Source organism: Methylobacterium sp. E-012 (assembly GCF_057836545.1).
Map to the genome: position 1 here is coordinate 1 of NZ_JBYQEY010000010.1, position 11448 is coordinate 11448.

General features: G+C 66.0%; 16 protein-coding genes. 7 read left to right on the forward strand and 9 right to left on the reverse strand.

All coding sequences use genetic code 11. The annotated features are described in order from the left end of the window. The first annotated feature begins 320 nt into the window (after positions 1–320). From AC3IF1_RS31090 to AC3IF1_RS31110, 5 genes are all read left to right on the forward strand, one after another. Complete coding sequence (locus AC3IF1_RS31090) at positions 321–1109, forward strand: helix-turn-helix domain-containing protein (RefSeq protein WP_489220939.1); 789 nt, start codon at positions 321–323, stop codon at positions 1107–1109. A gap of 221 nt (positions 1110–1330) precedes the next feature. Next, on the forward strand, positions 1331–2176 hold the full coding sequence (locus AC3IF1_RS31095) for a hypothetical protein (RefSeq protein ID WP_489220940.1): 846 nt from the start codon (positions 1331–1333) through the stop codon (positions 2174–2176). A gap of 63 nt (positions 2177–2239) precedes the next feature. Next, complete coding sequence (locus AC3IF1_RS31100; RefSeq protein WP_243964949.1) at positions 2240–2449, forward strand: hypothetical protein; 210 nt, start codon at positions 2240–2242, stop codon at positions 2447–2449. A 20-nt stretch (positions 2450–2469) separates the two neighbouring features. Further along, positions 2470–3219 carry an endonuclease/exonuclease/phosphatase family protein gene (locus AC3IF1_RS31105; protein ID WP_489220941.1) on the forward strand — a complete coding sequence of 250 codons (750 nt, stop codon included), beginning with the start codon at positions 2470–2472 and terminating at the stop codon, positions 3217–3219. A 495-nt stretch (positions 3220–3714) separates the two neighbouring features. Beyond that, complete coding sequence (locus AC3IF1_RS31110) at positions 3715–3999, forward strand: hypothetical protein (RefSeq protein ID WP_489220942.1); 285 nt, start codon at positions 3715–3717, stop codon at positions 3997–3999. Here the strand turns inward: AC3IF1_RS31110 and AC3IF1_RS31115 are convergent. Further along, the gene (locus tag AC3IF1_RS31115; protein WP_489220943.1) at positions 3993–4493 is read right to left on the reverse strand and encodes a hypothetical protein; all 501 of its coding nucleotides are present in this window, start codon (positions 4491–4493) and stop codon (positions 3993–3995) included. The genes AC3IF1_RS31110 and AC3IF1_RS31115 overlap by 7 nt on opposite strands. A 272-nt stretch (positions 4494–4765) precedes the next feature. Between AC3IF1_RS31115 and AC3IF1_RS31120 the strand changes: the two genes are divergently transcribed. Then, positions 4766–5203: a hypothetical protein gene (locus AC3IF1_RS31120; protein ID WP_489220944.1), complete on the forward strand. Its 438-nt coding sequence runs from the start codon at positions 4766–4768 to the stop codon at positions 5201–5203. A 65-nt stretch (positions 5204–5268) separates the two neighbouring features. On the opposite strand, the gene AC3IF1_RS31125 is transcribed toward AC3IF1_RS31120, so the two are convergent. The 6 genes from AC3IF1_RS31125 to AC3IF1_RS31150 form a co-directional block, all read right to left on the reverse strand. Further along, positions 5269–5610 carry a hypothetical protein gene (locus AC3IF1_RS31125; RefSeq protein ID WP_489220945.1) on the reverse strand — a complete coding sequence of 114 codons (342 nt, stop codon included), beginning with the start codon at positions 5608–5610 and terminating at the stop codon, positions 5269–5271. A gap of 23 nt (positions 5611–5633) precedes the next feature. Beyond that, positions 5634–6014 carry a hypothetical protein gene (locus AC3IF1_RS31130; protein WP_489220946.1) on the reverse strand — a complete coding sequence of 127 codons (381 nt, stop codon included), beginning with the start codon at positions 6012–6014 and terminating at the stop codon, positions 5634–5636. 244 nt (positions 6015–6258) lie between these two features. Continuing rightward, positions 6259–7290: a hypothetical protein gene (locus AC3IF1_RS31135; protein WP_489220947.1), complete on the reverse strand. Its 1032-nt coding sequence runs from the start codon at positions 7288–7290 to the stop codon at positions 6259–6261. Continuing rightward, on the reverse strand, positions 7287–7679 hold the full coding sequence (locus AC3IF1_RS31140; protein ID WP_489220948.1) for a hypothetical protein: 393 nt from the start codon (positions 7677–7679) through the stop codon (positions 7287–7289). The genes AC3IF1_RS31135 and AC3IF1_RS31140 overlap by 4 nt, the downstream gene beginning before the upstream one ends. Before the next feature lie 3 nt (positions 7680–7682). Next, positions 7683–7877, reverse strand: a complete 195-nt coding sequence (locus AC3IF1_RS31145; RefSeq protein ID WP_489220949.1) for a hypothetical protein — start codon at positions 7875–7877, stop codon at positions 7683–7685. 69 nt (positions 7878–7946) lie between these two features. Next, positions 7947–8315, reverse strand: a complete 369-nt coding sequence (locus AC3IF1_RS31150) for a hypothetical protein (protein WP_489220950.1) — start codon at positions 8313–8315, stop codon at positions 7947–7949. Between the two features lie 658 nt (positions 8316–8973). Between AC3IF1_RS31150 and AC3IF1_RS31155 the strand changes: the two genes are divergently transcribed. Next, entirely contained in the window at positions 8974–9255 is a 282-nt protein-coding gene (locus tag AC3IF1_RS31155; RefSeq protein WP_489220951.1) for a PilZ domain-containing protein, read from the forward strand. Between the two features lie 296 nt (positions 9256–9551). Here AC3IF1_RS31155 and AC3IF1_RS31160 read toward each other — a convergent pair whose 3' ends face one another. Both AC3IF1_RS31160 and AC3IF1_RS31165 read right to left on the reverse strand, forming a co-directional pair. Then, positions 9552–10799 carry an AAA family ATPase gene (locus AC3IF1_RS31160; RefSeq protein ID WP_489220952.1) on the reverse strand — a complete coding sequence of 416 codons (1248 nt, stop codon included), beginning with the start codon at positions 10797–10799 and terminating at the stop codon, positions 9552–9554. Continuing rightward, a complete protein-coding gene (locus tag AC3IF1_RS31165) occupies positions 10796–11446 on the reverse strand; it encodes a hypothetical protein (RefSeq protein ID WP_489220953.1) in 651 nt (216 codons plus the stop codon). The genes AC3IF1_RS31160 and AC3IF1_RS31165 overlap by 4 nt, the downstream gene beginning before the upstream one ends. Positions 11447–11448 lie beyond the last annotated feature (2 nt).

The window sequence follows — 11448 nt, forward strand, 5'->3', positions numbered from 1 at the left end:
CTGTCGCGCTAGCATACCGGCGTGCTGGCAGAAGCGTTTGACGAATGGCACCGCTTCGGCCGACATGGAGGTTTCCGGCCAGGGGATCAGAGCGATTCCCTACCGGATCAGGAGAGATCACCGCCGCGAGATAGACCCTGAAACGACTACGGCCCCCCTGTCGCCAAACAGGAGGGCCGCGAAATCGAGGTGGCCACGAGGGCTCTCAGCAATCCCTCACAAGCCACATGGCACCTCTAGGTGTCAAGCGAGAACGCCAATTCTCGCACCGAGAAGTCGTGCCTGGACCCTAGCCGCGGCCCGTAAGGGACCGTGAAGGCATGTTCGTGTTCGAGGAGATGCGCGCCGCCATCGAGGCGGCCGCGCCAGATAGGCTCGCCACCGTGGCGTCCGCCATTGCACAGGCCTACGGCGCCGGCGGGCTGACGGACGAGCAGTACGAGCAGCTCGACGGGCTGCTGGCCGCCCGGCGGCGTGTAGCCCAGGCTACCCCGGTGCGGATGCAAACCCTGGCCACGGCCTGCGCGCAGCTGGTGCCGGCTGCTGCCCCTGCCCACCAGGGGGAGGGGACCGCGCCGGGCCGTGCGCATCACCGCACGGGATCGCGGCCACGGAGCGCAGAGAGCGCCGCCCGGCGCCGGCGCTGGGCAGCTGCTGGATACCTGCCGCCCAGGCTCGCCGCGGCGTTCACCCACGGGGAACAGGCCGTGCTGGCCGTGATCGCGATGGAGATCGGCAAGCGCGGCAAGTGCACCCTCGCTGTCGGCCACCTGGCTGCCCTGGCCGGCGTATGCGCCACAGTCGCCAAGCGGGCGATACGGCAGGCACGCACGCTGGGGCTGATCACCGTGGAGGAGCGGCGGCTTACCGGGTTCCGCAACGACACCAACGTGATCCGGGTGGCCAGCAGCGAATGGTCTGGCTGGCTGCGCCTGCGAATGCCCCGTGCCTGCCAGGCCGGCCTGCAGGGGGGTGGGGGCATATCTGTGCCGAGCACGTGGACAGGTAGTGGAAAAAGGGGCCAGTTCGGCCTGCTGAAAGCGGGGCAGGGGCCCGCTGCACATGCGAATCGCATCACGCGGCCTGCGGCGCGCACTGCAAGCGCCTGATCCGGCCGCTGCGCTCGCGTGGACGGCGAGCGGCCGGCCCAGGCTCCTGGGGGTTGGAGGTCAATCCGGAGCCCGCGCGGTCAGCGGAACCGGTGAAGGGCTGCCGGGGGCAGCGGGCGACCCCAGCCACGCGGGCCGGCGAGAATCGCACGCGGGTCGTACACCACCCAGGCTATGCCGTGGCATCATGCCGGCAGCCGGTATGACGAACGAGAGGAGCGATGCGCCCCCTTAGCAAGGCCAAGATCAAGGCGACCGAGAAGCGGTGTATCTACTGCGCTGCCCTACACGTCTCAGTCGAGCACATGCCGCCCATATGCATGTTTCGAGGACGGGACAGGCCGTATGGGCTGATGTTTGCCGGGTGCGATGCCTGCAACACCGGTACTGGTGCCGCCGATCTCGTAGCCAGCTTCGTCGCGCGCTTCAGTCCCCGCTACGATCAAGGCGACTGGAATATTGCCGAAGCACAAGAGAGCAGGGGCATGCTCGAAGCCCAGGCCCCTGGGTTCCTTGCCGAGTTCTTCGACCCCCACCAGCGGAGCCTGGAATGGCTACCTACCCCTAGCGGGATCCGCCGGCAGATGATCGTTATGCGCCAGAAGGGGCCCCTGCTGCGGGCCTACCTCGATGTGTTCGCCGCAAAGCTCGGGATGGCGCTGTACCGCCACCACTGCGGCCATCCCTTGCCCCTGGGGGGCTTTGTGATGTCTGGCACGTACCTGAATGCAGGGTTGGCGCCCGACACGGCCAAGGCGCTTTTGTCGATCATGCCGGATCAGGCCGGGCTGCGGCAGGGGCAGCTCAAACACGCGGACGACCAATTTATCTATCGGTTTAACACGGACGGCCGATCCGTGGTCGCTGCGCTGGCCCAGTTTCACGATGGGCTCTACGTCAGCACCATGGCCTTCGGGACCACCGATCCATACGGCCAGCTACCGCTTTTGCCTCAACACCGACGCGTGCAGCCCGGCGATCTGCCGGGCATGATGCCCTTTCGGTCCAGGCCGTGGGATGTCCAGAACGCGCTGCTGATCAAGCCGGTCGGATCCTCGCCACTCTGATGCGGTTGAGGCCGTAGCCCCGCACAGTTACACGCCTCGCTCTGATGGGGCACCGGGGCCTGGATGAGTGATGAAGTGGCCGCCCTACTCCTCGCCCTGGCCACCGAGAACGCAGAGCTGCGCCAGCAGCTGGCGGCCGCCCAGGACATGCTGATGGAGACAGCGATCGACGCCGGCCATCTGCATGCCCGCATCGAGGCTGTGCAAGGCGAGCGCGATGCCTGGCGTGCCGAGGCCGAGCGGCTAGGCGCAAGGCCCCGCGCGGCTGGCTGATCGTCTTGGGAGGGGTGGCCGTGCGGATCGGTACCTGGAACGTCGAATACGCCGCTGGCGCCGACAAGAATTTGCTGCGGCGCGCCGTGCTGCAGGAGCACGACTGCGACGTGTGGGTGTTGACGGAGACGCATGACGAGCTTGTACCCTCGGCCGCCCATGAGCCGATCCACAGCGACCAGCGACGGACAGGGCGCCCCGGTGGCCGCTGGGCTTCAATCTGGACCCGCTACCCGGTCCAGCAGCGGCTTGAAGTGGTTGATCCACGGCGCACCGTAGCCGCGCTCGTCCAGGCGCCCACAGGGCCTCTCATCGTATTCGGCACCGTGATGCCCTGGGGCAGCGATCGGGGCGACGCGGAGCCGGGCACACCAGTGCGTGCATGGTCCGAGCTACACCGTGTGGTCCTCCAGCAGGGACAGGAATGGGCCGTGCTGCAGCGACAGCACCCCGCACCCGATCTGTGCGTTGCCGGTGATCTGAACATGAACCTCGGCGGCAGGCACTACTCCGGTTCCGCCCTGGGCCGCCGCCTACTACGCGAGGCCATGGCCGTCTGCGCCCTGTTCTGCGCGACGGAGACCGAGTGTGTACCCGCCGGCAAGCTGGCAAACCCACCCATAGACCATGTGCTGCTGCCGGTGGCCTGGGAGCCGCGCGCCAAGGTGGTGGCAGCCTGGGAAGGTAAGACAGGATCGGATCCGCGGCTGAGCGACCATAGTGGGTTGGTGGTCGAGGTGGATCTTACGGCTGGGCCTTCGCCATCCTGATGCCGGCCTTCCTGCGGTCGATCCGCAGGCCCTTTGCCGCTGGTATGAGACTGGTTCTGGGGGGCTGACAGAACGCCGCGTCCAACGGGTAGATGTTGCGGCGCACCTTATATCTTCTGCAGCGCACACTGGGCCTGGCCCTATGCTGTACGGAGTACCCCATGTCCACCATGAAAGACCGCCGCGCCGCTGCACGCGTTTTGCTCGTGCCTGAGGCTGTCGTACCGGGCTACAGGGAAGCGATGGCCCGGCTGCCACGGGTGCAGATTACCAAGCGCCGCCCTATCACAGACCGTGATCTGCCAGCGGTGAGCTCGTTTAATTGAGGCAAACGGCCTGCCCTTTGAGGGGCAGGTCTACACCACCTCCATTTCGCTATTCGTAGGCCCGCTTCCGCCGGCGGATCCTGAGCCCCGATGCCGCGGCCGGGTGCCGGACCAGCACGTCGCCTCCCATCTGCGGTGCAACGGCAACCCAGCAGATTGGGAGAGCGAGATGAAGGCGTACGTGACACGAACCGCGCTAGCTGCGGTGATGATCCTGGGCACGTCCGGCGCGGTGATGGCGCGTGGCGGTGGCGGCGGTGACAGCGGGAGCGGGCTCAACCCCTACTCCGAACTGAGCGGCAACGGCCGAACCGGTGGGGTGAACAGCGGCAACTACTCGCCGCCGGAGTACAACACCTACCTGCAGGCCTACGGACCATACGGACCACAAGGCCGGCCCGTGAGAGAGCGCTACCGGCCGGCACCGCGTCCGTACTACGGCTATCCCTACTGAACGTGACCACCTGCGGCTGGCACCTTCGCCATCCGCAGGCCCGCCTTGCGCCGGCAGATCCGCAGGCCAAGCACTGCTAGCTTTGGCCCCAGAGCAGCCAGGGCCTCGCGCAACGCGACCTCATCCTGCCAGCCACCAGCTGCCACCAGCACCGCTGCAGCATGCCGGCCACCGGCCGCCAGCGGTGTCAGAGTGCGCACCATTCGCTCCGTGCTGCCAATGCCGCCCAAGGGTCCGCGCAGCAGCAGCGCGGCGGTATCCGTGGCGAACAGACGCCCCGCCGGCGGCTGCAGCCCAGGCTGCACCTGCTTGGCTAGCGCCTGGGCGGCCGAAGCGGCCCTGTCGGCCGCCTCGGCCTCGGCCTGTCGCCGGGCGATCGTACGGCTCGACGGGGGGCGCCGTACAGGTTCAGCCGGCTGATCGCCTAAGCGGATCCGGCAGGTGACATCACGCGGGTTCGGCGTGCTCAACCGCTTTACGGTGGCGACATCCACGCCTTGGATCACGCACCGTACATTACGCTGTGGGGGCGGCGTCTTCGCTACAGCGGCTCGCACCAGTCGGGCAGACTTCACGTTTTCGTTCATGTCCAAGACGTAATGTAGATGGTTCGACCTAATTTGCAGAGCGCTAAAATCCGAATTGCTTGTCCGAAGACTGTAAAACTGAACAGATGATAACAGACTTGTTCAGCAAGCGTGCCCCGAATGGCGCGCACCGTTCCCCTACGACCCGCCACACCGGCTGGCCGGATAGGAGACGGATCATGGCATCTCGCACCATCGCCGCGGCCGCAGCCGCCGGCTTCGCCCTGACGCTTACCGCAGCCTCGCCTGCCTTCGCCCACGGGCATGGACATAGCGGCCACCACGGTGGCGGGCATCACCATGGGGGTGGCCACCACGGTGAATGGCACCACGGGGGCCATCATGGCGGTTGGCACCCGCATGGCGGTGGACATCATGCCTGGGGTGGCCCGGGCTGGCACGGCGGTGGCTGGCACGGCGGCCGTACGATCGTGGTGGGTCGGCCCTATCCGGTATGGCGTGGGCCCCGAACCGTGGTGGTCGGGCGTCCGTATCCGGTCTACCGGGCGGCCGTACCAGTCGGTTATGGCCCTGGCTGCCACGTAACCCGCAGCGTCGGCCTCACACCCTGGGGCTGGCACAAGATCGTCACCACGAAGACATGCCTGGTGCCGTAAGGTATCGGCCGGGTCCGCCTTGGGGGCGGCCCGGCCTACCGCCGGCCGCCGTGCTGCAGCTGCGGTCACTGCAGCACCACCGGTACCGCTAGCCCATCCTCGTCCAGCAACTGGTCCAACGCGGCCAAGGCCCCTGCAGCCAGCCCGGCTGCCCTTGCCATCACCTGGGCTCGTTCGCGCACGTCAGTGATCTGCAACAGATCATGTTCCTGCAGGCGCTCGTTCAGCTGCTGCAGCCCGGGGCGGGTGCCCGACAGCCGCTTGAGGTCTCGCTCGGTGGCGCCGAGCTTTTTCAGGTCAGCGCCCGATGCGCCCAGCTTCTTTAGCGCCTCGGCGTCGGCCTTGGCCTTGGCCGCCAGCCCATCGGCCTTGAGCTGTAGGGTAAGCGTGCTGGTTAGATTCGACATCGCAATGCCCCTGCTGGTCTACGTCAGGCCGCAGCGGCGCCAGGGCGGGACAGCAGCAGGCTGTCGCCGGCCCGAAACGGCACCTGGCGAGGTGCCTGGGCGAAGGCCACGTACTTGCCACGCACCCAAGGCTCCGGCGCCGGCTTCTCGCCCACCACGTTGCCGGTCTCATCCCGGATCGGGGTCGGCCCTGGCCGGGTCTCTGGGTCTAGGAACGCGCCGATCGTGGCCAGCACGTTGTCATCGGACGAGATGCGCAGCGCCAGTTCCTGCCCGGCAGCCGCCGGCGGGATCGAAGGCGTGTAGGCCACCGGCGCCTCGGTGAGCACCACGGTGCCGGTCGCTAGTTCGGCGAAGGGCGCATCGATGGCGACGCGGCCCAGGATCGTGATCTCAATGTTCATCATGTCCCCGAACAAGTAAGCCGCCGCCAGGAAGGGCATCTAACTGGCGGCGGCCGGCCGATCTTCACGCAATGGCGTTGGATTGGATCTAGTAAAAGGTGCCGGCTTGTGACCTTGAACGCAGCACACGTTGCCGTGGCGGGGCACGCAGGTCACTTTTCGCTATTGGACTGCCGGCTTCGCCCTCGATGTGCGCACCGCTATACTGACCAGATCTCCACAGGCTGGCCAGTAACTCTGAAAATCAGTCGTCGGCGTGCTCGTCGGCCGCTGCGTCATCAGCCGCGCCATACGGGCCAAGCCATTGCCTGTATGGCGCGGGGTTCGGATCTGACCGCACGTCGCGCGCGGGCTCGATCGCCCGATCCTCAACAGCCGGTTCGCGATCCGTGGCCAGTCCTGCCGCTTCTCGCGCATCGAGGGCGTCCAGCGCCGCAAGCACCTGCTTGGGGCTCGATCCCGCTTTAAGCGGGGACCACCCCGCTACGCCGCTCGCGTGCAGGCACGGAAGCAACGCCTCGTACAGGGCAGGCGCGATCTTGCCGGTGCTGAACGGCAGATAGGTGATCCGTGCAAAGCGGCGCTTGTGAGTGGCTTCGTGCGTGTAGTTGTTGCCCTCAAGTGTGCCGATGCCATCCCGGCGTTGCTTGATGAGCCGCTGATCCGCTTCGCCGAATGGCGTGCCGCTGCCGGGATTGATCCATAGATCAACTTCCTCTCGGCTAAGATCTACTCGCGTGCCGCCGTGTACGTGGCGGAATGCATCGGCCGCAGGGAGTTGCACGCCATAGGGCTTTGCTGCCTCGCGGGCCAGATCAGCCTGGGCCTGAAGCCGGATCAGTTCGCGCACCTGGCGGGTGATCTCGGGCATGCGGGCGCGGAACGCCGCCTCGTATTCGGCCACGGCCTGCTGAGCAGCTTCGCGCAGTGCCTCCCGCTCCTCCGCGGCAGCCACATCCGCGGCGCCAGCCAGCAGGGGCTGCAATTCCTCCTCCAAGCGGCTAACAAGCCGCGCGGCCACGTCTGCCCGCACCTCGGCTTCGATGCTGTGCGTGCGGGCCGCAACGGCTCCAGATACGCTGGCAGCATCAGCGGCCGCCTCGTATGCCTGCTTGGCCGACAGCACCATGACCTGAGCGGCAGCGAGATCGCGGCGAGCATCGGCCAGGGCGGCCTCAACCTGCGCGGCCCGCGCGATTACGGGGTGCGGGGCCGGGCTGGTGGCGGCCGCAGGGACGGGTGCAGGCGCGGCCTGCCTCGCACGACGACCGATCATCGTGCGGCCTCTCCAGTGACAATCGCCACCAGCCGCGGATCCGGGTTCGCTCCTGGCTGCGTGCAGCCATTCTCGGCGTTCACAGCGACCACCGCCGCATCCCAATCAACCGCCGCAGATGTGTATGACGCCCGCGGCGCTACTGCGGTGTGGTGGGAAGTGCTGGCGATCGACGCGGTCGCCTGGGGCTGGCCCAGGCCGTTCCGGGCGTTCTCCGCGGCCACCACTTCGTCCCAGGAGAAGCCCGGCTCGGCCGCGCGCGGCGCCGCGCCCTGAGGGGCGCCGCCGGCAGCCGGCGCGGCCGCCATGCTCTGCGAAGCCCGCAGGTGGGTCGGAGTGGCGATGAGGTTCAGCGCCGCCATCGCGGTGGCGGTGTGTCGGGATGCCATGGCTTACCTGCTCGGCTTGCGCGGCGCATGCCCGCGCCGGATCGCGTCTTCCACCGCCTCCCTAGCGAAGCCGCTGACGGACTTGCCTGCGCGTCGCGCGGCCTCGGTCAGGGCCTCTTTGGTCTCGATCGGCACCCCGACGCGCACCGTCTCAACGATGAGATCGCGGGTCGGCCGGTAGGACGGGCGTGTGGACATGGACCCACCGTAGCCGTGCCCAACCCGGGCCGAGAGATGCTGCGGAGGGCTACGGGTGACCGCCGAAGGTCACTGGTCAGCTTTACGCTCCTGCAGGCGGCCCAACAGGATCCGCCACTCCGCTCCCTTGGCGCCGAACGGCTGCCACCCGATGCGGTCGCCAGGGTGCTGCTCGTTGTGCTTGAGCACCTGCCGCTTAATCCGGCGCGGGGACCAGCCGGTGCGCCGCGCCGCCTCCTTCAAGCACACCTCGGGCCCGGGATCGGCCGGCGCGCGCTGGGGCGCGCCCGCCTCGTCGTCCCGGGCATGCTCCAACTGGTACAGCAGGAGGTTGAGCCGATCGCGCACGGCAGCCAGTTCGGCGCGCAGTTCGGCAACCCCGCGGGGCCGCGAGGCAGAGCGGGTCTGGCGGTGGAGTGGGAGAATTTCGGCGGCCATCGTCTGCGCGTCCAACAACGGGGCCGAGAATAGCCTGACCACCGGGGCACGAACGTGGCTAAGGTGCTGCTGTAGATGGAGAAACCGATAGTTTTCCACAGGCTGGATACGCCTGGCACGCTGCTGGGCATGCTGTACAGCTCGGGGACCACTTGCTGGCCCCGGCCAGGGCTGGGAGGGCGAGGCGTGCCGGATCTTTCCAATCCATGCTGTTGGGGGGCCAAGTAGCTGATTTTGCTCGACTTGGCCCACTACCAGATCGGAACTGGGCAAAGGGCAAAAATCCGCGCGAGGGGGGCTGCGCGGTCGGCGCGGCTCCTCCGCACCTGAGACGGTCCCTCGATCGTCCCCCGTACTCCGGCGGCGGATTGGCCCGCCATTACTCTGCGCGAGCCGCTGGCGGGCGACGGCCTGATGGCCCGTGGTCGGATGGCCCGGCCAGCCAGCGCCAGCCCTGGGGCAAATTTGAGGGCCTGCCATCGGGCGGGGGTGCAGCCGGGTCGGGCGCCTCCTACAGGAGGCGGCCGAGGCGGCGGAAGATGCAGGCCTCGACCATGCAGAGAGGTATCTGGCCCTAAAAACTGCTAATATATGCGCTGGTATAAAGTCTTAATGCGCTTGCGGTATTGTGACGACTGCGACCGAGCCATGTATATCTATGTTAGAGCGCCGTGCGAAGCTTAGAGCCAAGGTCACGCTGCCTGGTCACGCCATTTTTCCAGGCGTGGTCGTGGAGACGCGGTGCCTGGTGATCAATCTCTCGGGTGTTGGCGCGTGTCTGAGCTTTCCTATCGGCATGCCGATACCCCGGATGTTCAACCTGCGCGTCGGCACGGATCCGAAGCCTCACGATGTCCGAGTGGCGTGGCGGCATGGAAACAATGTGGGGGTGGCCTTCCTCACACCCCGGGCCAACGTGCCAGACGTCATCCCAGGCTGATACCCAGCGACGGTAAACGGGTCGGGTACGTCGGCCAGCGCCTTGTGGCGCGGCAAGGCCGGCGGGCACGATCCCGCGGCACTTCCTGAACGCCTGGGCCGCGCGCCCACTCTAATCCTGAGACGCAGGCGCGGACGCGCGTGAAGCGCGCCGAGCCTGCTGTGTCGAGTGCCGGCAGTAAACGGGTACGATCAAGGGTGTGGCACAGGGTGGGGCGGTGTGGTGCATGCCCTGAGCTGCCCCGCCCCACCCTGCCCACCCTATAAGGGGTGGGCAGGGTGGGGCGGGGCGCTAGGTCAGTCCGGCGCCCCACTTGCCTCACGTTGCCCCACCACAGATTTTGAAGGTGTGGCAGGTACGATAAAGGTGCGCTTCATCCTCTTCGCATCAAGGCCTTCAGCTTTGCCGAGATGACCTCCAACGAGCAGTTGCTTCACCAAGCTCTTGGCCTTTCGCACGCCGTCCTCGTCCAGCTTGAGGCCAAACGCATCAGCAACAGCACGGCCAACCCAGTTCGCAGCTTGTGAGCTCTCCCGCCACTCGCTGCCGACCATAGCGGCATGCACAGCCTCGACTTGGTCTGGCGTGACCTCGGTACCGCCCACGGTCCAGGCCCATCGCATCACGACGCCGACGCTATCACCAGAAGACCCGCCTACACCGTTGTGAAGATCCACCGATCGGATCTCAAACCACGTTGCGGCTTCTGCGGGCGGCTTTGACAGGCTCGCCTTCCCGTATCCCATCCGGAAGTGAGAGCGGTTCGATGATAAGCCGGCCCGGTCTGCCTCGTCCTTCGTCATAACGTTCAGGATGCGTCCCACCCGTGCTGCCGCCATCAAAGCGGATGCGCCACGTGCATCCTCGATCGTTGCTTCGTTACCGAATGTCTTGCGCGAATGGTGAATTAGATGCACTGCGCAGCGAGTTTGATCAGCAAGCCTGGAGAATGCCTTCGCTACCATATTTATCGCGACGTTATCATTCTCATTGGCTTGATGGAACGCAATAAAAGGATCGATTATCAGAACATCAATGCCCTTACTACGTATTTCTGCAGCGAGAGCATTAAAGACGGGTTTATTTAAATTAATACCGTCTGGACTATTCTTGACAATAGAGAATGATCTATTTTGGCCGGCGTCTACAAACAAGCGACCTTTAATGTCGGCGTATTCAATGCCGTAATGCGACGCTGCCGCTAAGATGCGTCTCTCCATTTCATCGACAGGATCTTCGCCGTTGAACATCCAAACGCGTAACGCCCGGACTGGTTCTGCGCCTAGAAGATTGCGACCACTGGCCATAGCCAGAGCTTCAGTAACCGTCAGAAGAGTCTTGCCACTTCCGCCGGCGGCGACCGTCACAGTGACGAATTTCTCGATGAAGTCATGGCCGTAGAGCCACTTCCGAGGTGCAAGAACCGACATAGGGCGCCAATACAGTGGCGTCGCCTTGCCACTCTCCTGAGCTGGAGCTGGCTGGGTCTTGAGCTTGGTAGGTTGTTCGTCGTTTGATACGGCGAGGCGGGGCTTGTACGTCATGGCATGCGCCTCACATTAGCCAAGGCGCTGCAGGCGGACTCTGGATGCCGCGTTGTCGCTTTTCGAGGCGATGGTGCACATGGCTTGGCGGGAGGATCGAGCGCGTCAGCCCGTGCCCTAAGCGCGTCTGCCAACTCCCGCGCAGCGTTTGGGCCCAGGTAGCACTCCGGACGGTGGCCGCCCCGGTTCGCGTTCGCCATCACCCCGATGTACGTCGTGCCGCTTTCGAACAGTACGCTGCCGACGCGCACCACGTCGCCGTCCTCGCCGGGTAAGTGGAGCTGCATCTGACGCCGCCGGATGCGTCCTCGGTTAAATCGCGTGCTCCGTCGCTTGGGCTCAACCGCGGGGCCCGTATCGTCCATCATGTTGCCGGACGACCATTCGTCCTGGGTGCCCGCGGCCTCTCGCTCTGCATTCGCCTTGGCGAGCGTATCTAGCATCTGCTCTGCAAGCCGCACCGCAGCTTGGATAGTTCCCGGATTTATTGGCTGTCTGACAAGGCCCTTTGCGGCCTCTTCATCGACCGTCGCCACGAAGCTGGCGGCGATGGCCTCAAGGTCGGCGGGCTCTTCAACCGTCCGAACCACATTTATCACCAGCACGTGGGCCAACGCGCCGATCGCGCGGATCTGCTCACTCAGCATGA

What these genes read in the sequence shown, in the direction of transcription:
- AC3IF1_RS31090 (WP_489220939.1), top strand. Translation starts at nt 321, where the DNA reads ATGTTCGTGTTCGAGGAGATGCGCGCCGCCATCGAGGCGGCCGCGCCA.
- AC3IF1_RS31095 (WP_489220940.1), top strand. Translation starts at nt 1,331, where the DNA reads ATGCGCCCCCTTAGCAAGGCCAAGATCAAGGCGACCGAGAAGCGGTGT.
- AC3IF1_RS31100 (WP_243964949.1), top strand. Translation starts at nt 2,240, where the DNA reads ATGAGTGATGAAGTGGCCGCCCTACTCCTCGCCCTGGCCACCGAGAAC.
- AC3IF1_RS31110 (WP_489220942.1), top strand. Translation starts at nt 3,715, where the DNA reads ATGAAGGCGTACGTGACACGAACCGCGCTAGCTGCGGTGATGATCCTG.
- AC3IF1_RS31120 (WP_489220944.1), top strand. Translation starts at nt 4,766, where the DNA reads ATGGCATCTCGCACCATCGCCGCGGCCGCAGCCGCCGGCTTCGCCCTG.
- AC3IF1_RS31125 (WP_489220945.1), bottom strand. Translation starts at nt 5,610, where the DNA reads ATGTCGAATCTAACCAGCACGCTTACCCTACAGCTCAAGGCCGATGGG.
- AC3IF1_RS31130 (WP_489220946.1), bottom strand. Translation starts at nt 6,014, where the DNA reads ATGAACATTGAGATCACGATCCTGGGCCGCGTCGCCATCGATGCGCCC.
- AC3IF1_RS31135 (WP_489220947.1), bottom strand. Translation starts at nt 7,290, where the DNA reads ATGATCGGTCGTCGTGCGAGGCAGGCCGCGCCTGCACCCGTCCCTGCG.
- AC3IF1_RS31140 (WP_489220948.1), bottom strand. Translation starts at nt 7,679, where the DNA reads ATGGCATCCCGACACACCGCCACCGCGATGGCGGCGCTGAACCTCATC.
- AC3IF1_RS31145 (WP_489220949.1), bottom strand. Translation starts at nt 7,877, where the DNA reads ATGTCCACACGCCCGTCCTACCGGCCGACCCGCGATCTCATCGTTGAG.
- AC3IF1_RS31150 (WP_489220950.1), bottom strand. Translation starts at nt 8,315, where the DNA reads ATGGCCGCCGAAATTCTCCCACTCCACCGCCAGACCCGCTCTGCCTCG.
- AC3IF1_RS31155 (WP_489220951.1), top strand. Translation starts at nt 8,974, where the DNA reads ATGTTAGAGCGCCGTGCGAAGCTTAGAGCCAAGGTCACGCTGCCTGGT.
- AC3IF1_RS31160 (WP_489220952.1), bottom strand. Translation starts at nt 10,799, where the DNA reads ATGACGTACAAGCCCCGCCTCGCCGTATCAAACGACGAACAACCTACC.
- AC3IF1_RS31165 (WP_489220953.1), bottom strand. Translation starts at nt 11,446, where the DNA reads ATGCTGAGTGAGCAGATCCGCGCGATCGGCGCGTTGGCCCACGTGCTG.